Genomic DNA, 20,154 nt, shown 5'->3' on the forward strand with positions numbered 1-20,154 from the left:
TCTTCATGTCGACTCTCGCTACCACGCGCGCCACGCCCTCTGTCTGGGGCGGCATTATTATCATCGCAGGCACCATTATTGGCGCCGGCATGTTCTCACTGCCGGTGGTAATGTCCGGCGCGTGGTTTTTCTGGTCGTTGCTGGCGCTGGGTTTTACCTGGTTTTGCATGCTGCACTCCGGGTTGATGCTGCTTGAAGCGAATCTTAACTACCGCATCGGCGCAAGCTTCGACACCATGACAAAAGACCTGCTGGGCAAAGGCTGGAATGCTATAAACGGCGCCTCGGTCGCCTTCGTGCTCTATATTCTGACCTACGCCTATATCTCAGCCAGCGGTTCGATTATTCAGCATACGCTCGGGGAAATGGCGATAAGTTTTCCGGCGCGCATGGCGGGTCTGCTGTTCGCGCTGGCGGTGGCTTTCATCGTCTGGCTGTCGACCCGGGCGGTAAGCCGCATCACGGCGATTGTGCTTGGCGCGAAGGTCATCACGTTCTTTCTGACTTTTGGCAGCCTGCTGGGTCATGTGCAGCCCGCCGTGCTTTTTAACAGCGCTGAAGCGCACGCCAGCTACACGCCTTACCTGTTAATGACGCTGCCATTCTGTCTGGCTTCTTTTGGCTATCATGGCAATGTGCCAAGCCTGATGAAATATTACGGTAAGGATCCGCGCACTATTGTCCGCTGTCTGACGGGCGGCACGCTGATTGCGCTGGGGCTTTATGTGGTCTGGCTGTTGGCGACAATGGGCAATATTCCTCGCCCGGGTTTTATCGCCATTGCGCAGCAGGGCGGCAATATAGATGTGCTGGTTGGGGCATTAAGCGGGGTCTTACATAGCCGCTCGCTGGATTTACTGCTGATCGTCTTTTCAAACTTCGCTGTCGCCAGTTCTTTTCTGGGCGTGACGCTGGGGCTGTTTGATTATCTGGCCGATTTATTTGGTTTTGATGATTCGCCGTTCGGGCGCTTTAAAACCGTGCTGCTGACTTTTGCGCCGCCGATGCTGGGTGGGCTTGTCTGGCCGAACGGCTTTTTATATGCGATTGGTTATGCCGGGCTTGCGGCGACTATCTGGGCCGCCATCGTGCCCGCGCTGCTGGCTAACGCTTCGCGCAAGCGCTTCGGCAGCCCGCATTTTCGCGTGTGGGGCGGCAAAGGGATGATTGTGCTTATCCTGCTGTTTGGCGTCGGCAACGCGCTGGTGCATCTGCTTTCCAGTTTTAATCTGTTGCCGGTTTATCAATAAAAAAGAGGCGGAATTCCGCCTCTTTTACTTTTACATCAGCTCTTCGCGCACCTGCATCGCCAGGTCAAAAGAGTGCAGTCGCGCGTCGTGGTCGAAGATCTGGCCGTTAACCATGATCTCATCCGCTTCAGTTTCCCGCAGCACCGAGAGCAGCCCGTGGCGCACTTTTGCTTTATCGCCCACCAGCGACATGCCCAGCGCCTGTTGTACGCCGTACTGCTCCGCCGGGCTCCAGAAACTGTCCATGCTTTCAATCGGCGGCGGCAACTGACCGGTTTCGCCGCGACGCAGCTTCACAAAAGCCTGCTGCATTGAGGTGAAGAGAAACTCCGCGTCGCGGTTGCTGTCGGCGGCGACAATGTTAATGCACACCGTGGCGTACGGTTTTTCCAGCCGCTCTGAAGGCTTGAAGTGGGTGCGGTAAAGATGCAGCGCCTGGAGGAGCATATCCGGCGCGAAGTGTGAGGCGAAGGCGAAGGGCAGGCCCATCTGCGCCGCCAGCTGCGCGCTGTAAAGGCTTGAACCCAGCAGCCAGACCGGAATTTTCGAACCGTGGCCCGGTACCGGGCGCACCGCCGGGTTCGGATCGCGGGCGTCAAACCACTCCACCAGTTCGTTAACGTCGCGGGGGAAGTTATCAATGTCGGCGCTCATATGGCGTCGCAGCGCCATCATTGTGCGCTGGTCGCTGCCCGGCGCGCGGCCCAGCCCCAGTTCAATACGGCCCGGATAAAGCGCATTCAGCGTGCCGAACTGCTCAGCAATCACCAGTGGAGCATGGTTTGGCAGCATTACGCCGCCTGAACCCAGACGCAGCGTTTGGGTATTCGCCGCCAGATAGCCAATAAGCACTGAGGTGGCGGCGCTGGCGATGCCGGTCATATTATGGTGTTCCGCCAGCCAGTAGCGGTGATAGCCGCGTTTTTCAGCGAGGCGGGCTAAATCCAGCGAATGGCGAAAAGCGTCCTGCGCGGTGGAACCCTGCGGGATCGGCGCGAGATCCAGCACCGAGAAGGGCACTACAGATTTATCAGACATAACGGCTCACTTTGTTACAGCATAGTCATCAGATTGAAGGTCTTCTTCCAGCCTGGCTGCCGGAGCGGATTTGTCCAGCGAGCCGCCAGAAAGCTGTACTTTTAATAGTGCAGCAAAATCCGCCGATTGTTGTTAACAAAGTGAGCCTTTTCTTACGGCTGCAACGCCAGTCCGGCGAGGCGTTTCCAGTAACCGTTGCAGTCGCTTTGCGCAGTCAGCGGCAACGGCGCGGCGCCCGACTCATTAGCCCGGAACGCTTTCAGGATCTCCAGCGTTTCCAGCCCCATCGGCGAAAGCCGCACGATATCCACCAGCCCCTGCATAGAAGCAAGCTCATTGCCGAGGTTATAGACATAGCCGCTCATGGTCTGGATGCCGTTCAGCACAAATACCTGCTGGTTTTCTTGCGAGTCGACGCGCCGCCCCTGCGGATACTTAATGCAGCACGTTTCGCATTCGTCTTTCGGGCGGTTTTCTGAGCGGGCGGTAAAGCAACGGGCAGAATAAGCGAGCGGCAGATGTCCATAGCTCAAGACTTCCACTTCAAATTGCCGACGAATGCCCAGCTCATCGCACTGCTGAAGCAAATTGCTGAGCCAGTCGCGGGAAAGCTCGACCGGCATACACCAGCGCACCATACCCTGCTTCAACAGCAGACGCAGGGTAACGGCGTTGTAGCAATTGAGCGCATGCCCGGCGACAAAAGGCAGCCTGCGTTCAGCAGCGAGGTTAACCGCGCCCAGATCGTTCGCTTCAATGAGAAATTCGCCGTTGTCTACATAACGTTTCAGCTCGTTAAGCTCTGAGGGCGCCTGCACCAGCGCAAGCGTGGAAAGCACCACCTGCTTGCCGCTGCCGGCGAGTGTTTTCGCCATCGCCAGCCAGTCGCCCGCTTTGGTTTCGCGGCGCTTGCTGCACACCGCTTCGCCCAGATAAATCACATCGGCGCTGCTTTGCGCCGCCGCTTCATAAAAGCGCTCCAGCGTCGCTTTCGGCCAGTAGTAAAGCACCGGCCCTAAAGAATATTGCATGACGACTCCTTTACTGCCATTTACGGTGATAAGCGCCAAGGGTGGTTTGCGTGCCTTCCGCCATCGCGCCCAGGGCGTCCATCCATGCTTGCTGCGGAACAAAGTTTTGCGGGTCCGCCTTGCAGCTATCAATTGCCTGACGCCATACTTTCGCCACCTGGCTTACGTAAGCCGGGCTGCGCTGGCGGCCTTCAATTTTTACCGAGGCGATATTGGCGGCGAGCAGTTCCGGCAGCAGCTCAAGCGTGTTGAGGCTGGTGGGCTCTTCCAGGGTGTGATAGCGCTGGCCGTCCACCAGGTAGCGGCCTTTGCACAGGGTGGGGTAGCCGGCGTTTTCCGACGCCTGGTAGCGGTCGATAAGCACGTTGTTAAGGCGTGATTCGAGGCCCTGCGGCGTCTGCTGCCAGCGGACAAATTTCGCGGGCGAACAGGCGCCTACGGTGTTGGGCGACTCGCCGGTAAGCCATGAGGAGAGATAGCAGCGGCCTTCTGCCATAATACAAAGGCTGCCGAAGGCGAAGACCTCCAGCGGCACTGGCGTCACGCGGGCTAACTGCTTTACCTGATGAATCGAAAGCACGCGCGGCAGAACAACGCGCGCTACATCGAAATGACGATGATAAAAGCGAATCGCTTCTTCATTGGTCGCCGATGCCTGCACAGAAACGTGGCGCTCCACGTGCGGATAGCGCGCGGCGGCGTATTCCAGCATCGCGATATCGGCGAGGATGAGCGCGTCGGCCCCCAGTTGGGCCGCCATATCTACGGCGCGTTCCCAGCGGGCGTAGCCGTCCGGGTGCGCAAAGGTGTTAATCGCGATATGCAGTTTGCGGCCATGCTGATGCACAAAACTCACCGCCTCCTGCAATTTTTTTTCGGTGAAGTTAAGCCCGGCGAAGTGGCGGGCGTTGGTGTCATCTTTCAGGCCGATATAAACCGCATCCGCGCCATGTTCAATGGCCGCCTTGAGGGCCGGAAGGTTGCCAGCGGGGCAAAGCAATTCCATAGGATTTCCTGACCAGTAGGATGGCTGCAAAGGTGCAGCAAAATTGTTAATGAAACGGGATTTTAGTTAACCTGCCCGCGACAATTTTTGATTTGAGGCAGTTAATGGCGTATTGATGGCATCTATAAAGGGGTAAGCAAACCCGCGTAAAGCTTGATTTGAGCCGCTATGTCACCTGCCTGATATGGCACAATAAACGGGACATTTTTATCAAGGAGTACCGCTCGTGTTGGATATACTGCGTTCGCGCCTGGTTCAGCTTGGCCCTTCTGTGATGAAAACGCCGGTGAAGCTGGCGCCTTTTATCCTTAAACGTCAGGTGCTGGAGCAACTGCTGGGATGGCAGTTTCGCCAGGCGCTGGAAGATGGCGAACTGGATTTCCTCGAGTCGCGCTGGCTTGGCATTGAGGTGCAGGATATTGGCCTGACCTGGTATACCTCGGTGGAGGACAACAAGCTCATCGTGCGTCAAAATGCTGAAGCAGATGTCACTTTTCGCGCTAATGCCGCCGATTTGTTGATGGTTGCGGCCCGCAAGCAGGATCCGGATACGCTCTTTTTCCAGCGTCGTCTGGTCATTGAAGGCGATACCGAGCTGGGTCTTTACGTCAAAAACCTGATGGACGCCATCGATCTGGACGCCATGCCGAAGCCGCTGCGCGTTATGTTGCTGCAACTGGCGGATTTCGTTGAGGCCGGGTTAACCGCCCCGCCGCAAACAAAAGTAACTTCCATAGGTGAGCCATGCTGATTCGTGTAGAAATTCCCATCGACGCGCCGGGTATCGACGCGCTGCTCAAACGCGCCTTTCAGGGCGAAGAAGAGGCGAATCTGGTGCGCGGGCTGCGTGAAGACGGGCAATTGACGCTGGGCGTTGTCGCAACCGATGATGAAGGACAAGTGGTCGGCTACGTCGCTTTCAGCCCGGTGAGCATTGAAGGCGAAGAGCTACAGTGGGTAGGGCTGGCGCCGCTGGCGGTGGATGAAGCCTGGCGCGGCCAGGGCATTGGCCGCCAGTTGGTCTATGAAGGACTCGACTCGCTCAATGAGTTTGGCTACGCGGCGGTTGTCACGCTTGGCGACCCGGCGTTCTATAACCGTTTAGGCTTTGAGCCTGCCGCTCGTTATGGCCTGCACTGCCGCTGGCCGGGTACGGAGGCGGCTTTCCAGGTGCACCGTCTCGCAGATGACGCCTTAAACGGCGTCAGCGGACGGGTGGAGTATCACGAGCATTTTAATCGCTTCTGAACCCCTGGCGTCTGGAGGTCTGCCAGCAGATCTCCAAACGCCATGCTTCCCGCCACCAGCGCCTCTTTCTGCGCTTTCGTCAGTTGCTTGATTCGGTACTCTGCGCGCAGCGCCTGTGAGCGGTCGCCTACCGGCGCGCTGAAAACCAGCGTGAGCTCGCCTTTGCCGCGCAGCGCCTTTGCCCCTTTTCCTGCCTGATGCTGTGTAAAGCGGCGCGCGACATCCGTAGTGATGCCGGTATAAAGGCGGTTATCCGCCGTGCGTATCAAATAAAGAAACCAGAAAGTCATAGCGATGCAGGGGAGTCAACGTGCCCGCACCTTACCACGCTTTGCTGTGATAGTCTTTCAGCCTTCAGAACAATGCAGGAGAGCGTATGGACGCCCTTGAAGCCATCAGCCGCTGGCTGGTTAAGCAACATGTCGTAACCTACTGTGTGGGACGAGAAGACGAATTATGGTGCGCCAATGCGTTTTACGTTTACGATAGCGAGCGCGTCGCCTTTTATCTTTTAAGCGATGAGAAAACGCGGCACGGGCAAATGGCAGGCGTGAAAGCGCGCATAGCCGGAACGGTAAACGGCCAGCCAAAGACCGTGGCATTAATCCGTGGCGTACAGTTTCGCGGCGAACTGCGGCGGGTGGAAGGGCCGGAAAGCGAGGCCTGGCGCGAACGCTACAACCGCCGCTTTCCGGTCGCCAGGGTGATGTCGTCTCCGCTCTGGGAAATTCGTCTCGATGAGATCAAGTTCACCGACAACACCATGGGCTTTGGCAAAAAGCTACACTGGTTGCGGGAGCCGTCAGGCGCCCAGCAGGCGTAACGCTTCCCGGTTAAAGGCGGGCAGGTCTTCCGGCGTGCGGCTGGTGACCAGCTGATCTTTGTCCACCACCACTTCCTGATCGTGAAATTCAGCGCCCGCATTTTTCACATCCACCACAATCGGCTTCACGGCGGTTAATTTACGCCCGCGGATCACATCCGCGCTAATCAGCAACTGCGGACCGTGACAGATAGCGAAAACCGGCTTGCCGGTGTTGATAAAGTCTCGGGTGAAAGTGACGAAACGGTCGTCGCCGCGCAGGGAATCCGGTGAATGGCCGCCGGGCAGTAGCAGGGCGTCAAAATCCGCCGGGCGGACTTCATCAATCGCTTTATCAATGGTCACCGTCGCTTCGCCCTGTTTGCCGGTCACGGTTTTGCCCGCTTCTTTTTCAATGGTGATAACTTCGTGTCCCGCTTTGCGGAACTCTGCTGCCGGAGAAGTAAATTCCGAATCTTCAAACTCGTCGGTGATCAAGACTGCAATCTTCTTGCTCATAATTCCTCCGTTGTTGTTATTCCAGATGTCAGTGGCTTAAGTGGTCGTTTTCGCCACAGATGGTGAATACTTAAGGCACGGACTATTAAGTCTGGTAGAAGGGCGCGACATTGCAAGGCAGAGAATTCTGCAAAGGGGGATGAGATGAGCCGAGTATTGATTACCGGGGCGACAGGGCTGATAGGCGGTTATCTGCTGCGGATGCTGGTGGAAGAACCGCGCGTAACACAGATCATCGCCGCCACGCGCCGCCCGCTGCCGCCAATGCGTAAAGTGCTTAACCCTCACGATCCGCAGCTTACCGACGTGCTGACGCAGCTTACCGACCCTGTCGATATCGTCTTTTGCTGTCTGGGCACAACGCGGCGCGAGGCTGGCAGCAAAGAGGCGTTTATTCTTGCCGACTATACGCTGGTGGTGGATACCGGCATCGCCGGGCTGCGTCAGGGGGCGAAGCATATGCTGGTGGTCAGCGCCGTGGGCGCCAACGCGCAGTCGCCCTTTTTCTATAACCGCGTTAAAGGGAAAATGGAAGAAGCGCTAAAGGCGCAGCGCTGGCCGCGTCTTACTATCGCCCGGCCTTCGATGCTGCTGGGCCAGCGGGAAAAGCAGCGCCTCAATGAATCTCTTTTTTCACCGCTGTTTCGCCTGCTGCCGGGCCGCTGGAGGGCTATCCACGCCCGCGATGTAGCGCGAGCCATGCTCAGCGAGGCGCTGTCGCCAGGGAGCCGCGAAGTCACCGTTCTTGATTCTGGTCAATTGCGCGAAAAGGCTGAGCAATCGTCCATCTATTGAGCTTTCCCAACCTGTGCCGCAGGCGTAGTATTGACGCCGCTTCTTTAACCTCTTCGTAAATTCCAGAGGAATGCTATGGCTGGTCAGTCTTCGTCTCTGGCGCTAAAACCCCACGCCTTGTGGAAACCTGCGCTTTTTTTTCTCGTCCTGATTGTTGGTTTATGGTACGTCAAATGGCAGCCCTACTACGGGAAAGCGTTTACCGCCGCCGAAACCCACAGCATTGGTAAATCGTTGCTGGCGCAGCCGGAAACCAATCCGCTTACTGCCGCGCTGGATTACGCGCTGGTCTATTTTCTGGCGGTCTGGAAAGCGGCGGTGCTCGGCGTATTGCTTGGCTCGTTGATTCAGGTACTTATTCCACGCGACTGGTTGATGCGCACGCTGGGGCAGGCGCGCTTTCGCGGCACGCTGCTTGGCACGCTTTTCTCGCTGCCTGGCATGATGTGCACCTGCTGCGCCGCGCCTGTGGCGGCAGGGATGCGTCGTCAGTCGGTTTCCATCGGCGGCGCGCTGGCTTTCTGGCTGGGCAACCCGCTGCTGAACCCGGCGACGCTTGTGTTTATGGGCTTTGTGCTGGGCTGGCATTTCGCGCTGGTTCGTTTGCTGGCGGGCGTGGTGACGGTGGTCGGCATCGCCTGGCTGGTGCAGCGTTCGGTCAAGGAGAGCGGCGCTGCGCCGCTTCCTCTGCCTGAACCGCAGGCGCAGCCGCAGGGCGCGTTTCTGACTCGCTGGGGCAAGGCGCTGTGGACGCTCTTCTGGAACACGATCCCTGTCTATGTGCTGGCGGTACTGGCGCTGGGCGCCGCCCGCGTCTGGCTCTTTCCCCATGCCGACGGCGAAGTGGGCAACACGCTGATGTGGGTGATTGCGATGGCGATAGTCGGCTGCCTGTTTGTGATCCCGACGGCGGCGGAAATCCCGATTGTGCAGACCATGATGCTGGCGGGGATGGGCGTGGCGCCCGCGCTGGCATTGCTGATGACGTTGCCTGCCGTGAGTCTGCCTTCGCTTATTATGCTGCGCAAAGCGTTTCCGGCGAAAGCGCTGTGGCTCACCGGCGTGCTGGTGGTTTGTTCAGGCGTGATTGTGGGAACGCTGGCGTTACTGTAAGCAGGGAAATCGCCCTCTCCCGGACAGGAGAGGGCGGATAAAGCGCTATTTGATGTAGGTAAAAGCTGTGGTGACGTGCTTAACGCCGCTGACACGGCTTGCCGTATCCGCCGCTGCGCGCCCTTCGCGCTCGGTCACCAGGCCAAGCAGGAACACTTCGCCATTTTCCGTCGTCACTTTCACGTTAGACGATTTTACCTGATCGCTTGCCAGCAGCTGAGAGCGCACCTTGGTGGTTATCCAGGTATCCGTAGAGGCGGTGCCAAGGCTAATCGGCTGACCGTTGCGGATCTCGTTATAAACCTCCGTTGTGCCTTCAACACCCATAGCGATTTGTTTGGCGCGGGAAGCCAGCTCGGTATTCGGCGCCTGGCCTGCCAGCAGCACTTTGCCTTGATAAGCGGTGACTTTCACCCGCGCTTCTTTCTTCAACTGCTCGTCTTTATCCAGCGCGCTGTTTACGCGCAGCTCAAGCGTGCCGTCATCCACCTGGGTGCCTACCGTACGCGGGTCGGTGGCGGCTTTGGTGCCGACCGCAGCCGTACCCACCACCGCCGCAGCGATGCAGCCCTGCAATAATAACGCGGTAATAAGGACAGCGAGGGGCTTAATGGCCTTCATGAATACTCCTTAATCATCCTGGTGTGGAAAAAGCGTGTTATCAATAAGATCGCACAGGCAGTTCACCGTCAGCATGTGCATTTCATGAATGCGCGCGCTGCGGTGGGAGGGAATACGAATTTCCACATCCTGCGGTCCGAGCAAACCTGCCAGCTCACCGCCGTCGTACCCCGTCAGGGCGACAATGGTCATGTCGCGAGTCACCGCCGCCTCGACGGCTTTGACGATATCCCGGCTATTGCCGCGGGTAGAGATAGCCAGCAAAACGTCGCCGGCATGCCCAAGCGCGCGCACCTGTTTGGCATACACTTCATCGTGCAGCCTGTCGTTAGTGATAGCGGTTAAGACCACGTTATCGGTATTAAGTGCGATAGCGGGCAGGCTTGGACGTTCGGTTTCGAAACGATTGATCATGCTGGCAGCAAAATGCTGTGCGTTGGCGGCGGAAGTGCCGTTGCCACAACAGAGAATTTTGTTGCCGTTCAGCAGCGACTGAACCAGCGTCATGGCCGCACGGGAAATGGCATCCGGGAGCGCCTCCGCGGCTGCTATCTGGGTTTGAATGCTTTCCGTAAAGCAGACTTTGATTCTTTCGAGCACGATTATCCTTTGCGTTGCGTGTTGTTATGAGCAGGTGGAAAACGCATCCACAATCCACTCGATTTCATTGCCGGTGAAGGCTAACACATCAAACCGGCAATCCACAGTATCAAAACTCGCATTGTGGCGGGCGAGCCACAAGCGGGCGGTTTGTAATAATTTCTGTTGCTTGTTACGGGTGACGCTGGCGGCGGCGCCGCCAAACAGAGAGGATTGACGATAGCGCACTTCCACAAACACCGTGACGTGCTGCTGTCGCATTATCAGGTCAATTTCGCCGCAGCGTTCACGAACATTGGCGGCGACAAAGCGCAGCCCCTGATGTTCAAGCCACTGACGCGCCTGGCTTTCCCAGCGCGCGCCTGCGGCCTGACGGCTTAGTTGACCGGAACGATTTGTCCTTGCTGGTATCTGAGCCACATCAACTTCCTGTTAATGACGCAATCCTGGTTTGCCGTCAGCGCGCCGGTATTACCGCTAATCTGGAAGCCGGGGACCTGACGCATTTGCGAAAAGTGGTTGGCAAGCGACCAGGCATCGACGCCCATGGCGTAGAGACGGGCCAGAGAATAATCGTTGTTCACGCTGGAAAGCGCCTGCTGCTGAAGAGAAGGGTTGCCGCCCGCGAGCATCGGGATTTCACTGTACTGCAACCCTTCCATTTCCAGGCGGAAATCGGGGCCGGCGTTGCTCTGCGCGCTACGGGAGCTGGCATAAAGCGCCGCGCCGCCGTGGCTGCCGTTGCGCATGGCGATCATCGGCTTGATCAGCGCCACTTCCTCCTGGGTTGCGACGATATAAACGGCGTCCACATTACCGCTGCTGCCGGCAGTAATCTGCGCATCCGTTGGCGGCGCCGGGATGGTCAGACCGCCGATTGTCACGCCCTGCTGCTGCGGCATGCTGGAAGAGACCGGGCTGCCGGTTAACGAAATGCCGGAGCCGCCATTAATGTTCATTTTCAGTTCAGAGACGGAGCCGAATTTTTGTTGCAGCACGGTGCCGCCGCCCAGATGCTGCCACTGTGCGGCAAACGCGTTAGTGACGCGATCGCCCAGCGCGCTGCGTGGAACCAGCACCAGCGGCGCGCGACGGCCTTCCTGCCAGATATGATCGGCGGCGTCGCGGGCTTCATCTTCCGGAGAAAGCGCGAAGTAGCAGATATTCGCGCGGTTCTGCACCGCTTCCGGCTGGTTAAGCGCCAGTACGTTCAGCGGCGTGTTGCTGCGAATAACTTCATCGACTTTATCTTTGAGCAGCGGGCCGACGACGATGCTGGCGCCATCCTGCTGCACCTGGCTGAGAATTTGCGTAAGCGGCTGTGAGCTGGTGTCGTAAACTTTGAGTTCCGCCGAAGGGTTTGCGGGCGTGGTCGCTGTCGCTGTCGCTTGCGGCGCCTGGTTCTGGTCTTGCGGGGCGGATTGCGCCGGGTCTTGCGTGACAGTCTGCGCTTGCGCTGCGGGCTGCTCTGCGCCTGGCTGGCTGGCGGCGCCGGGCTCCAGTGCCGGCTGTTCAGCGGCGGGTTCATGGGTTAAATCATTAACCGGCGCGCTGGCGGGGCTTGCCACGCCGTTTGCCGCGACAGGCTGCGCCTGCGGCGCGGAAACCGGGGCGGGCTGCGCTGCTGGCTGTTGTTGCTGCGCCGCTGGCTGTTGCTGCGCGCCCGCGCCGACCTGGGCGACGCCTGCGTTTTTCGCTGCCTCAAACCCCTGCTGAATGGCGCGGCCAAACACAGCCGCCTGGCCGTTTAATGGCAACAGCAAAGCAATTTTCTCTGTCGAGGCGGGTTTAAAGTTTTCGACGTTGGCCAACTGAGTCGGCAGCAGTTTCGCGCCGGGGTTTTGCGGGTAGCGCGTTTGCCAGTCCCTGATGCCCGCTTTCATCATGTTCGGATCGTTGCGGTTATCAAACCAGACGCGCTGTAAGTCGAGCCAACCTTGCAGGGTCTTTTCATCAGCGTTAATCACTAACGCGGCCGCCTGTTGCGGCGTCATCTGAGAGAGCGCCTGCCAGGTCGCATCAATATTTTTTTGCTTATCCGCGCCTTGCAGCAGCGGCTCCTGCGCTATCAGCGCGCGCAGCAGGGCGAGAGAGGGGCGACCCTGGCTTATCGTGATTTGCGCCTGATAGTAGCGCGCCTGCTGGGAGGGATTAAGGTCGGCTGGGTTGATGTTGCCAAGCAGCGTGCCGGCTGCGGCGAAAGCCTGTTGCGCCACTTTAAGTTCAACGGCCAGCAGAGCCTGCTCGCGGCGCTGTTCGTCGGTCAGCGTCTGCGGCAACTGATTAAACAGTTCCATTGCCTGCTGACTTTTGCCTTCCTTCAGCAGGGCACGTATGGCGAGTAATTGCCAGTTGGTCTTGCTATCATCTGCGCTCTGCTGCATCTGATGCAGGTAGTAGCCAGAATCCGCCTCTGTTTCTCCCTGCATGTGGGCGGCGGTTTGATCCGGCTTCTGGGTGCCACAGCCTGCAAAAAACAACGCTGCCAGCACAACGGGCAGGCAGCGCGCGGCTTTCGAACGAACAAATTTAGACGGTACCATACTGTATCCAGTGAGTTTTTTTATCGCTAATGTTCAATTTTAAATCGGCAATACGGACTAAACAATGAAACAACACGATTCGGCGGAGAATTCTCAAGGCCAGCTCTATATTGTCCCGACGCCAATCGGCAATCTCGGCGATATTACGCAACGCGCCCTGACTGTGCTGCAATCGGTCGATCTGATTGCCGCAGAAGATACCCGTCATACCGGCCTGCTGTTACAGCATTTCGCGATTAATGCGCGTTTGTTCGCACTTCACGACCATAATGAGCAACAAAAAGCGGAAACGCTGATCGCTAAGCTGCGCGAAGGGCAAACTATCGCGCTGGTTTCCGACGCCGGAACGCCGCTGATTAACGATCCGGGCTACCATCTGGTTCGCGCCTGCCGCGAGGCTGGCATTCGCGTGGTGCCGCTGCCGGGGCCCTGTGCGGCTATCGCCGCGCTTTCGGCAGCCGGCCTGCCTTCGGACCGCTTCTGCTATGAAGGCTTTCTGCCTGCCAAATCCAAGGGGCGTCGCGATGCGCTTAAAGCGCTTGAGCAGGAGCCGCGCACGCTGATTTTTTATGAATCAACCCACCGTCTGCTGGATAGCTTGCAGGATTTACGCGACGTATTAGGCGAAAACCGCTACGTGGTGCTTGCCCGCGAACTGACCAAAACCTGGGAATCGATTCACGGCGCGCCAGCAGGCGAACTGCTTGCCTGGGTGCAGGAAGATGAGAACCGTCGCAAAGGCGAAATGGTGTTGATTGTTGAAGGCTTTAAGGCGCAGGAAGAGGAACTGCCTGCTGACGCGTTGCGTACCCTGGCGCTGCTGCAAGCCGAGTTGCCGCTGAAAAAAGCCGCTGCGCTGGCCGCAGAGATCCACGGCGTGAAGAAAAACGCGCTGTATAAATATGCGCTAGAGCAGCAGGGATAAACGCCTGTAAGCAGGGTCGCCGTGCGGTATTCAACAAGGCGGCTCTGCTGAATGGGTATCAGACAATCTTCAACTCAACGCCGGTTTTCTTTAACGCCGCTTTGTCTTCCTCGCCGATCCCGTCATCAGTGATTACGCCATCGATTTTCTCTACAGGCAGAACCTGGTTAAAACCACGGCGGTTAAATTTAGTGGCGTCCAGCACAGCGATAACTTTATGCGCGGCGGCGGCCATAGCGCCACTGATGGAGTAGCCTTCATTAAAGGTGGTAATTCCGTTGGCGGCATCAATGCCATCGGCTCCTACAAACATCAGATCGGCGCTAATGCCTTGTAAGGAAAGCTGAGCGATAGCGCCGTGCATCGACAGCGTTTTATGACGTACCGTGCCGCCGCAAACCACCAGTGTAATATCTTTATTGTTTGCAAGCAGCGAGGCTGCCGGCAGGCTATTCGTGATCACGGTGATATTGGTCATTTTCGCCATCTCTTCGGCAATCAGCAGGGTGGTGCTGCCGCTATCAAGAATGATGGTCGTGCCTTCCTCGATCATAGCGGCCGCGGCCTGTGCGATTCGCTTTTTCGGATCGCTTGCCAGCTGATAACGTTCTTCCAGTTTAACCTCCTGAGCGTCACTTTCCGCGAGGTTGCTGCCTGGCTTCGCCGCGCCGCCGTGAAAACGGGTGACCAGACCTTTTTTTTCCAGCATTCGCAAGTCGGTGCGGATGGTCACTTCGGAAATGCCAAAAGCATTCGAAAGATCCAGTACCATAACGCTGCCTTGCTTATTAACCATTTCGATGATTTTGTTCCTGCGCTCAAAAGAGTTCATAGTATTTTGCCTGATAATTAACTGTTATCAGTGTAATCGAAGGCATGTGAAAGATGAACGAGCTCTTCCGAAAGGAAATGTGAGCCAGCGCAGATTGCTGGCTCATTATCTCAGGAAAACCGCAGCACTATTTTTCCTGGCATCGGCGTGCCGTTTAATGCCTGCACAGCATGGACAAAGCTTTCCGCATCACCCTGATGCGCAATAAGCGGCTCAAGGGTAATGCGTTTTTCTGACAGCAATTGCGCTGCCGTTCGCCACTCCTGGCCTGGCCAGGGCGCTGAATAATTCATCCAGCTGCCGATTAACGTCAGCTCTTTACGCAGGATGTTGCCAAAGACCGTGGCGGAAAGCGTCAGGTCATGATGCAGCGTGCCGACCAGGGCGACCTGAGCGCGAGGACCTGCAATTTCTATCGATAAAGAGACGGTCTGCGGAGTGCCTGCCGTTTCTACGACCAGTTGATTAAAACGGTCTTCAGCCAGCACAGCGCTTATCTCTTGCGCAGACATCGTCTTACTGTTAAGCGCATGCGTTGCGCCAAGCGATTTCGCCAGCCGGAGTTTTTCCGGGTTGATATCTATCGCCGTCACGCTTTTAGCTCCCAAAGCGCGCGCGCATTGCATCGCCAGCAAGCCTATTGTTCCCGCGCCGACAATAACGACGTTTTTATCTGCGCATCCTTGCGCCAGTTGAAAAGCGTGCAGCCCGACGGTAACAGGCTCGATAAACGCGCCTTTCTCAATAGCCATCTCTTTGGGCAAACGAAACAGGTTGGCGCGCTTAACCACAACATATTCGGCATGGCCGCCTTCGCTGCGCGATCCCACAAACTGGTAGTGTTTGCACAGCGAAAAGAAACCTTTCTCGCACTCGTGACAGGCGAAGCAGGGCAGCAGCGGAACGCAGGCGACGGCATCCCCAGGGGCGAGATCGCTAACCGCACTGCCGCATTGTTCAACGTAGCCGCTGAACTCATGGCCCAGCGTAATAGGGTAGTAATGCGCCCCCTTTGCGAAGATGCGGGGAATATCTGAGCCGCATAAACCGGAGCTGATAACTTTCACCAGCACCTCATTATCCGCTTCAATACGCGGTACCGGGCGCTCTTCAACACACACGCTGCCCTCAGTATGAATTACCACTGATTTCATTTTTCTCTCCGGAATAGTCAGGGGAGCACCGCTCCCCTCGGTTCACGAAAGGGTCTGGCTGGGTTCGGTGGCGGTTGCCTTTTCTACGGCGACGAAAGCACGGGCGCGACGCCAGGTAAGCAGCACGCCAGTGATATAGATAACGCCGATAACCACCAATCCGGTGATGTTCTGCCAGGTGCAAAGTTGGATCATCAGCCAGGTAACAGGCGAACCCCCCTGGTCCATAGAAGCGACCATCCCCCCTGCTTTAAGGGCCCCCGCGTTTGCAGCAAGCTGGGTATGCAGGCCGATGGTTTGCGTGGCAATCCAGAGCGTTATGCTCATAATGATGACGCCGGATATGAGCGTGCGGAAAAGATTGCCCTGATGCACCGCCACGGCCATGGCCACAAAGAAGCCGATGGTCGCGAGGTCGCCAAACGGCAGAACCTGGTTACCCGGCACGACAACGGCAATCAGGATAGTTAGCGGGATAAAAATCAGGCTGGCGGAAACTACTGAGGTGTGGCCCAGCAGCAGCGCGGGGTCGAGGCCAATTAAAAATTCCTGGCTGCCGAATTTGGCTTGCAGACGTTTTCGCGCCTGTTTGGCAATAGGCGTCAGGCCATCCATGATCGGTTTGATGACGCGCGGCATCAGCAGCATCACCGCCGCGGTTTTCACGGCCAGTTGCAAGACCCCCTTAACGTCATAACCCGCAAGAATGCCAATCACGATGCCCATAACAAATCCCACGGTGACCGGCTCGCCAAAAGGACCAAAGCGCTTTTGCACATCGTCGGCGCTAAAGTGGATGCGGTTAAGGCCGGGGATTTTTTCAATAACGGTGTCTACCAGTACGGCGATGGGGCCGAGATAAGCCGACGTGCCGTGTGGAATCGCCATTCCCTCCAGCCCGAAAAAGTCGCGGGTGTCTTTCGCAAACCAGTCGCCCAGCTTGTAAACAAAGGCGGCATGAATCGCGACGCCCAGAATGCCAATCCAGTAAGAGCCGGTTGCAAGATGCAGCATTGCGCCGGTAAACGTCATATGCCAGATATTCCAGATATCAACGTTGACCACGCGGGTCATACGGGTCAGCAGCATCGCCACGTTAACGGCAATCGCAATGGGAATGGCTACCAGCGCGATTTGCGAAGCCCAGGTCATCGGCGAAGAGCCAGGCCAGCCTACATCGACGACATGAAGATTGATCTCAAAATGTTCCGCCATGGCTTTCGCCGCCGGGCCAATTGAATCAAGCATCAGGCCAATAACGAGCCCGATGCCGACAAAACCGATGCCAATATGCAGACCCGATTTAAAACAGTCGCCGAGCTTCATTCCCAGCAGTTTCGAGAAAATGATAATGACCACCGGCAGCATAACGGTAGGGCCAAGGTCGAGGATGTAGCGCATGATTTCGCTAAACATGGCGTCACCCCATCAGCACAGTGAGGATTTTTTGCTGTAGCGCTTCGATACCCACGCCGGAAACAAAGGGCATGCCGTGCACCACAGGAATATTGCCAAACGCGCGGTCTACTTTCGCCGTCGTGCAGATGAGATCCGCGCCATCCATATAAGTTTCAATCTCGTTGACCCGGCACTGCACCAGGTCGAGTTCAATGTGGTGAGATTCACATAGCTCTTTAATTTCCTCTGCCGCCATCGTTGAGGTGGCGACCGCACCACCGCAGGCAACGATCACTTTACGTTTCATAGGGCACTCCTTTTATTATCAGTAGATTATGAAGGCTGAGCACAGCGTTCAGGTTCAAGGATGGTTCGCTGAAACTGCGCGGCCAGTTCATCGGCGGGGACATGAAGCAGCGCTTCCAGCACCTCGGGGTCTTGCAGCGTAGTGAATAAACGGCGCAGCAGCGTGAGCTGCGCCGTAGGGTTTTCAACAATCAACGCGATGATGAGCGAGACGGCTACCTCTCCGTCGTCATCAGCGCGCTGAAACGGTACTGACTTATCGGGCCGGATAAGGTAGATGGCCGCCGATTTCGCATGCGCTGCTTCGCAGTGAGGGATAGCGATGGCATGTCGTTCCAGCGCAATGCCAGTAGGAAAGGCGGCCTCCCGCTCCAGCAGTGCGGTGGGGTAGGTTTTATGCACCACCCCGGCGGCGAGCATCGCTTCGCCTATGTGTGCCAGCGCATGTTGGCTGTCAGGAAAATGGATACCGGTGCGAACAAATATCTGGCTCATTGATTTCTTTGCCTCAGTCAGCGGTGGGGGAGCAACCGTAGCGATAGGCGCGCAGAACGTCCTGAATTTTGTCGATAATCAGATTGTGCGGCGTGGCCATCAGCGTGCCGGCGTTGACGCTTTCAAATTGCCCCGGCAGAAACTGGCTGATAAGGCCTGGCGGCAGCGCCACCTCGTCCAGATTAGCGATAAGCCTTTCGACGCTCTGCTGAATGCGTGGATGCGGCCAGTAATAGCGGATACGGTCTGAGAGGCTGAAGTGAATATCGAACATCGTCTGGCGCCAGCCAGAGCGATAGTATTTTTTCCAGTATTCCGGCTCGTTGAGCATCACTTCATCAATCACTTCCAGCACATGGCTGCGCTGCTCCGGCGGAATCAGCGCTTTTTCCATATGCGCCAGACCAAAAATGGCTTCACGCAGCGCGAAAGTCAGCGCAGGCCCAACTTTGAGAATGGCGAAATGATCTTTAACCAGCGCACGGTAAGCGTGTCGCGTTTGATAGTCAGTGGAATGCGCTTCGTAGACTAACGGCGTCGGGTTAATCCAGCGGGCAAGCTCCTGCGTTGCATGGGACTGATAATGGATAATCTGGGTATGGTCAAACTCCACGCCGGGCTGCACTACGATAGCGATGACCCGGTTAAATGCCTCTTCCAGCCCCAGGCGGTAAAACGCATTACGGTGTGTTTCATAGGTTAAAGCGGCGTCTTCTACGCGCGTGACATGCACGCTGTTTATGGTGCTGGCTTCGCCGCCGGGTACCGGAACTTCCGTGCCGATAACGTATGTCAGACGCGCTTTTTGTTCAGGCGTCGCTGTCTGTTCTGCCGCTTCGCAGAGGCGGGCCGCCCGTGCCGCTACGGTTTGCGGATCCAGAGGCAGGGGATCGTCTGCACAAGACATTGATGCGTCCAGATGAATCTTGCTAAAGCCTGCCGCGACATAGGCTTTAATCAACGCGACCGATTTTTCCATGGCGGATTCGGCGCTTTCGTTCTGCCAGCAGTTAGGCCCGAGATGATCGCCGCCAAGAATAATACGATCGTGGGGAAAACCCAGTTTGTCGGCTATGCGCAAAACAAAGTGGCGAAACTGCTCTGGCTGCATGCCGGTATAGCCGCCATATTGATTCACCTGATTAGAGGTTGCTTCAATCAATACTTTTTTGTCTGTGCTCAAATCAAAACGCAGCGCGGCTTCTATCACCAGCGGGTGAGCGGAACAGACGGAGCAGATCCCTGTCTGGTCGCCTGCTTTGTGTCGGGTTATTACTTCCTGCATTTTCCCTCCGTTTTCGTTTAGCTTCATTGGCTTTTGTTTTTTTGACAAAGGCTATGCTTCGCTTTCGCGAACTGCCTCGTAAATTTCTTAAAAACTGCCAGGAAATGAGAAGAGCAAGCAGGCGGTGCGCTGTGCTTCAGGCATTCCCCTGTCGTTATCAGAGCTTGCTTTCGCAACCGCAGTGATGAATGACTTTTCGAACCACCTCTTTCATGGCGAGTTTCGCAGGCAGCATGTAGTGCCGCGGGTCGCTGGCTTGCGGGTATTCGTGGAAATAACGCTTAAGCTCTGCGGAAAATGCCAGCTTGAGTTCGGTCGCTACGTTGACCTTACAAACGCCAAGCGCGATGGCTTTTTGAATGTCGCTTGCAGGCAGGCCGGAAGCGCCATGCAGCACCAGAGGCACATCAACGGCGGCGCGAATATCCGCCAGCCGTGCAAAGTCCAGCTCAGGTTCGGCATGATAAAGACCGTGGGCTGTGCCTATCGCTACGGCGAGCGAATCAATACCCGTACGGGCGACAAACTCGCTTGCCTGCGCCGGATGGGTGTAGAACGCATCTTTGCTGTCAACGACGAGATCGTCTTCCTGCCCGCCAAGCCGGCCCAGTTCCGCCTCGACGCTGGCGTCGTAGCGATGGCAAAACGTCGCCACGCTTTTTACCAGCGCCACGTTTTCTTCAAAGGGGAGTTGCGAGCCATCGATCATTACCGAACGCACGCCAGCCATCACTTTGTGCTTGATATCTGAGAGCTTTTCATGGTGATCAAGGTGCACTGCCAGCGGGTGGTTATAATGGCGTGCCATATCGTTCGCGAGCGCCAGCAAGTTTCCCGTACCGGCATAAGCGAAGGTGCCGGGCGTGCCCGCGACAATCAGCGGAGCGCGCATTTCGCTGGCGGTTTCCACGACGACCTGCAAGGTTTCAAGGTTATGAATATTAAAAGCAGGCACGGCATAACCTTCTTTTTGCGCTTTCAACAGCAGTTTTTTACTGGAAATAACAAACATCCCTGACTCCTCTGTTTTCGTAATCTTTTGCTTCGAAGGAATGTATAACTTAACGAAAGTATTGGTTGTGATTTGAGTCGCAAAAGCGATTTATCGAAGAGTATCGAAAGTAAATGAAGATGGATTCTGAAAGCAGCGCGCAAAGAGAACGCGCCGTGCGTGACAGGGAAGCGCAAACCCT

At 56.7% G+C, this 20,154-nt stretch carries 23 protein-coding genes; 7 read left to right on the forward strand and 16 right to left on the reverse strand.

Annotated features, from left to right (window positions below):
* The first annotated feature begins 5 nt into the window (after window positions 1-5).
* Window positions 6-1,250, forward strand: a complete 1,245-nt coding sequence (mtr, locus tag DW56_RS00520) for a tryptophan permease (protein WP_024561922.1) — start codon at window positions 6-8, stop codon at window positions 1,248-1,250.
* A 30-nt stretch (window positions 1,251-1,280) separates the two neighbouring features.
* Here the strand turns inward: mtr and DW56_RS00525 are convergent, their stop codons facing one another.
* From DW56_RS00525 to ubiU, 3 genes are all read right to left on the reverse strand, one after another.
* A complete protein-coding gene (locus DW56_RS00525; protein WP_024552684.1) occupies window positions 1,281-2,288 on the reverse strand; it encodes a luciferase-like monooxygenase in 1,008 nt (335 codons plus the stop codon).
* Between the two features lie 152 nt (window positions 2,289-2,440).
* Window positions 2,441-3,319, reverse strand: coding sequence for a U32 family peptidase (locus DW56_RS00530; RefSeq protein WP_024552683.1), 879 nt, complete (start codon window positions 3,317-3,319; stop codon window positions 2,441-2,443).
* 10 nt (window positions 3,320-3,329) lie between these two features.
* Complete coding sequence (gene ubiU / locus DW56_RS00535; RefSeq protein WP_024552682.1) at window positions 3,330-4,325, reverse strand: ubiquinone anaerobic biosynthesis protein UbiU; 996 nt, start codon at window positions 4,323-4,325, stop codon at window positions 3,330-3,332.
* Between the two features lie 226 nt (window positions 4,326-4,551).
* On the opposite strand from ubiU, the gene ubiT reads away from it, so the two are divergent.
* Window positions 4,552-5,076 carry a ubiquinone anaerobic biosynthesis accessory factor UbiT gene (ubiT, locus tag DW56_RS00540; protein WP_024552681.1) on the forward strand — a complete coding sequence of 175 codons (525 nt, stop codon included), beginning with the start codon at window positions 4,552-4,554 and terminating at the stop codon, window positions 5,074-5,076.
* Entirely contained in the window at window positions 5,070-5,573 is a 504-nt protein-coding gene (locus tag DW56_RS00545) for a GNAT family N-acetyltransferase (protein ID WP_024552680.1), read from the forward strand. Before ubiT ends, DW56_RS00545 begins: the two co-directional genes overlap by 7 nt.
* On the opposite strand, the gene DW56_RS00550 is transcribed toward DW56_RS00545, so the two are convergent.
* Window positions 5,549-5,863, reverse strand: a complete 315-nt coding sequence (locus DW56_RS00550) for a GIY-YIG nuclease family protein (protein ID WP_024552679.1) — start codon at window positions 5,861-5,863, stop codon at window positions 5,549-5,551. The two genes, DW56_RS00545 and DW56_RS00550, sit on opposite strands and share 25 nt — an antisense overlap.
* Window positions 5,864-5,949: 86 nt before the next feature.
* Here DW56_RS00550 and DW56_RS00555 point away from each other — a divergent pair, with 86 nt between their 5' ends.
* Complete coding sequence (locus DW56_RS00555) at window positions 5,950-6,396, forward strand: YhbP family protein (RefSeq protein WP_024552678.1); 447 nt, start codon at window positions 5,950-5,952, stop codon at window positions 6,394-6,396.
* Here DW56_RS00555 and DW56_RS00560 read toward each other — a convergent pair.
* Window positions 6,376-6,894 (reverse strand): type 1 glutamine amidotransferase domain-containing protein, encoded by a 519-nt coding sequence (locus tag DW56_RS00560; protein ID WP_024552677.1) that lies wholly within the window; start codon window positions 6,892-6,894, stop codon window positions 6,376-6,378. The two genes, DW56_RS00555 and DW56_RS00560, sit on opposite strands and share 21 nt — an antisense overlap.
* A 144-nt stretch (window positions 6,895-7,038) precedes the next feature.
* On the opposite strand from DW56_RS00560, the gene DW56_RS00565 reads away from it, so the two are divergent.
* Window positions 7,039-7,689 (forward strand): NAD-dependent epimerase/dehydratase family protein, encoded by a 651-nt coding sequence (locus DW56_RS00565; protein WP_024552676.1) that lies wholly within the window; start codon window positions 7,039-7,041, stop codon window positions 7,687-7,689.
* A 75-nt stretch (window positions 7,690-7,764) separates the two neighbouring features.
* Entirely contained in the window at window positions 7,765-8,802 is a 1,038-nt protein-coding gene (locus DW56_RS00570; RefSeq protein WP_024552675.1) for a permease, read from the forward strand.
* A gap of 45 nt (window positions 8,803-8,847) precedes the next feature.
* Here the strand turns inward: DW56_RS00570 and dolP are convergent, their stop codons facing one another.
* From dolP to DW56_RS00590, 4 genes are read right to left on the reverse strand one after another with little or no spacing between them, the layout of a single operon-like run.
* Window positions 8,848-9,423 (reverse strand): division/outer membrane stress-associated lipid-binding lipoprotein, encoded by a 576-nt coding sequence (gene dolP / locus DW56_RS00575; protein ID WP_024552674.1) that lies wholly within the window; start codon window positions 9,421-9,423, stop codon window positions 8,848-8,850.
* A gap of 9 nt (window positions 9,424-9,432) precedes the next feature.
* Window positions 9,433-10,023: a DnaA initiator-associating protein DiaA gene (gene diaA / locus DW56_RS00580; protein WP_024552673.1), complete on the reverse strand. Its 591-nt coding sequence runs from the start codon at window positions 10,021-10,023 to the stop codon at window positions 9,433-9,435.
* 24 nt (window positions 10,024-10,047) lie between these two features.
* Window positions 10,048-10,443 (reverse strand): YraN family protein, encoded by a 396-nt coding sequence (locus DW56_RS00585; protein WP_024552672.1) that lies wholly within the window; start codon window positions 10,441-10,443, stop codon window positions 10,048-10,050.
* Window positions 10,401-12,566, reverse strand: coding sequence for a penicillin-binding protein activator (locus DW56_RS00590; protein WP_024552671.1), 2,166 nt, complete (start codon window positions 12,564-12,566; stop codon window positions 10,401-10,403). The genes DW56_RS00585 and DW56_RS00590 overlap by 43 nt, the downstream gene beginning before the upstream one ends.
* A 64-nt stretch (window positions 12,567-12,630) precedes the next feature.
* On the opposite strand from DW56_RS00590, the gene rsmI reads away from it, so the two are divergent.
* A complete protein-coding gene (gene rsmI, locus DW56_RS00595; protein WP_024552670.1) occupies window positions 12,631-13,491 on the forward strand; it encodes a 16S rRNA (cytidine(1402)-2'-O)-methyltransferase in 861 nt (286 codons plus the stop codon).
* Between the two features lie 58 nt (window positions 13,492-13,549).
* Here the strand turns inward: rsmI and DW56_RS00600 are convergent, their stop codons facing one another.
* The 7 genes from DW56_RS00600 to DW56_RS00630 form a co-directional block, all read right to left on the reverse strand.
* Window positions 13,550-14,323 carry a DeoR/GlpR family DNA-binding transcription regulator gene (locus tag DW56_RS00600; protein WP_024552669.1) on the reverse strand — a complete coding sequence of 258 codons (774 nt, stop codon included), beginning with the start codon at window positions 14,321-14,323 and terminating at the stop codon, window positions 13,550-13,552.
* Between the two features lie 110 nt (window positions 14,324-14,433).
* Window positions 14,434-15,477 (reverse strand): galactitol-1-phosphate 5-dehydrogenase, encoded by a 1,044-nt coding sequence (gene gatD, locus DW56_RS00605; RefSeq protein WP_024552668.1) that lies wholly within the window; start codon window positions 15,475-15,477, stop codon window positions 14,434-14,436.
* Between the two features lie 42 nt (window positions 15,478-15,519).
* Window positions 15,520-16,893, reverse strand: a complete 1,374-nt coding sequence (locus tag DW56_RS00610; protein WP_024552667.1) for a galactitol-specific PTS transporter subunit IIC — start codon at window positions 16,891-16,893, stop codon at window positions 15,520-15,522.
* Window positions 16,894-16,897: 4 nt separating this feature from the next.
* Window positions 16,898-17,182, reverse strand: a complete 285-nt coding sequence (gene gatB / locus DW56_RS00615; protein WP_024552666.1) for a PTS galactitol transporter subunit IIB — start codon at window positions 17,180-17,182, stop codon at window positions 16,898-16,900.
* Between the two features lie 26 nt (window positions 17,183-17,208).
* Window positions 17,209-17,676 (reverse strand): PTS galactitol transporter subunit IIA, encoded by a 468-nt coding sequence (gene gatA, locus DW56_RS00620; RefSeq protein WP_029589706.1) that lies wholly within the window; start codon window positions 17,674-17,676, stop codon window positions 17,209-17,211.
* A gap of 13 nt (window positions 17,677-17,689) precedes the next feature.
* Window positions 17,690-18,961 carry a tagatose-bisphosphate aldolase subunit GatZ gene (gene gatZ, locus DW56_RS00625; protein WP_024552664.1) on the reverse strand — a complete coding sequence of 424 codons (1,272 nt, stop codon included), beginning with the start codon at window positions 18,959-18,961 and terminating at the stop codon, window positions 17,690-17,692.
* 157 nt (window positions 18,962-19,118) lie between these two features.
* A complete protein-coding gene (locus DW56_RS00630; protein ID WP_024552663.1) occupies window positions 19,119-19,973 on the reverse strand; it encodes a tagatose bisphosphate family class II aldolase in 855 nt (284 codons plus the stop codon).
* Window positions 19,974-20,154: the final 181 nt, after the last annotated feature.

This window comes from Franconibacter helveticus LMG 23732, from assembly GCF_000463115.2.
In the GTDB taxonomy this organism is placed as follows: Bacteria; Pseudomonadota; Gammaproteobacteria; order Enterobacterales; family Enterobacteriaceae; genus Franconibacter; species Franconibacter helveticus.

Bases quoted from the DNA above. Each gene is read 5' to 3' on its own strand.
- DW56_RS00600 (WP_024552669.1), bottom strand. From the start codon at position 14,323: ATGAACTCTTTTGAGCGCAGGAACAAAATCATCGAAATGGTTAATAAG.
- gatA (WP_029589706.1), bottom strand. From the start codon at position 17,676: ATGAGCCAGATATTTGTTCGCACCGGTATCCATTTTCCTGACAGCCAA.
- mtr (WP_024561922.1), top strand. From the start codon at position 6: ATGTCGACTCTCGCTACCACGCGCGCCACGCCCTCTGTCTGGGGCGGC.
- DW56_RS00525 (WP_024552684.1), bottom strand. From the start codon at position 2,288: ATGTCTGATAAATCTGTAGTGCCCTTCTCGGTGCTGGATCTCGCGCCG.
- DW56_RS00555 (WP_024552678.1), top strand. From the start codon at position 5,950: ATGGACGCCCTTGAAGCCATCAGCCGCTGGCTGGTTAAGCAACATGTC.
- DW56_RS00545 (WP_024552680.1), top strand. From the start codon at position 5,070: ATGCTGATTCGTGTAGAAATTCCCATCGACGCGCCGGGTATCGACGCG.
- DW56_RS00570 (WP_024552675.1), top strand. From the start codon at position 7,765: ATGGCTGGTCAGTCTTCGTCTCTGGCGCTAAAACCCCACGCCTTGTGG.
- dolP (WP_024552674.1), bottom strand. From the start codon at position 9,423: ATGAAGGCCATTAAGCCCCTCGCTGTCCTTATTACCGCGTTATTATTG.
- DW56_RS00550 (WP_024552679.1), bottom strand. From the start codon at position 5,863: ATGACTTTCTGGTTTCTTTATTTGATACGCACGGCGGATAACCGCCTT.
- gatD (WP_024552668.1), bottom strand. From the start codon at position 15,477: ATGAAATCAGTGGTAATTCATACTGAGGGCAGCGTGTGTGTTGAAGAG.
- gatZ (WP_024552664.1), bottom strand. From the start codon at position 18,961: ATGCAGGAAGTAATAACCCGACACAAAGCAGGCGACCAGACAGGGATC.
- ubiU (WP_024552682.1), bottom strand. From the start codon at position 4,325: ATGGAATTGCTTTGCCCCGCTGGCAACCTTCCGGCCCTCAAGGCGGCC.
- DW56_RS00560 (WP_024552677.1), bottom strand. From the start codon at position 6,894: ATGAGCAAGAAGATTGCAGTCTTGATCACCGACGAGTTTGAAGATTCG.
- DW56_RS00610 (WP_024552667.1), bottom strand. From the start codon at position 16,893: ATGTTTAGCGAAATCATGCGCTACATCCTCGACCTTGGCCCTACCGTT.
- gatB (WP_024552666.1), bottom strand. From the start codon at position 17,182: ATGAAACGTAAAGTGATCGTTGCCTGCGGTGGTGCGGTCGCCACCTCA.
- DW56_RS00590 (WP_024552671.1), bottom strand. From the start codon at position 12,566: ATGGTACCGTCTAAATTTGTTCGTTCGAAAGCCGCGCGCTGCCTGCCC.
- rsmI (WP_024552670.1), top strand. From the start codon at position 12,631: ATGAAACAACACGATTCGGCGGAGAATTCTCAAGGCCAGCTCTATATT.
- DW56_RS00565 (WP_024552676.1), top strand. From the start codon at position 7,039: ATGAGCCGAGTATTGATTACCGGGGCGACAGGGCTGATAGGCGGTTAT.
- DW56_RS00530 (WP_024552683.1), bottom strand. From the start codon at position 3,319: ATGCAATATTCTTTAGGGCCGGTGCTTTACTACTGGCCGAAAGCGACG.
- DW56_RS00630 (WP_024552663.1), bottom strand. From the start codon at position 19,973: ATGTTTGTTATTTCCAGTAAAAAACTGCTGTTGAAAGCGCAAAAAGAA.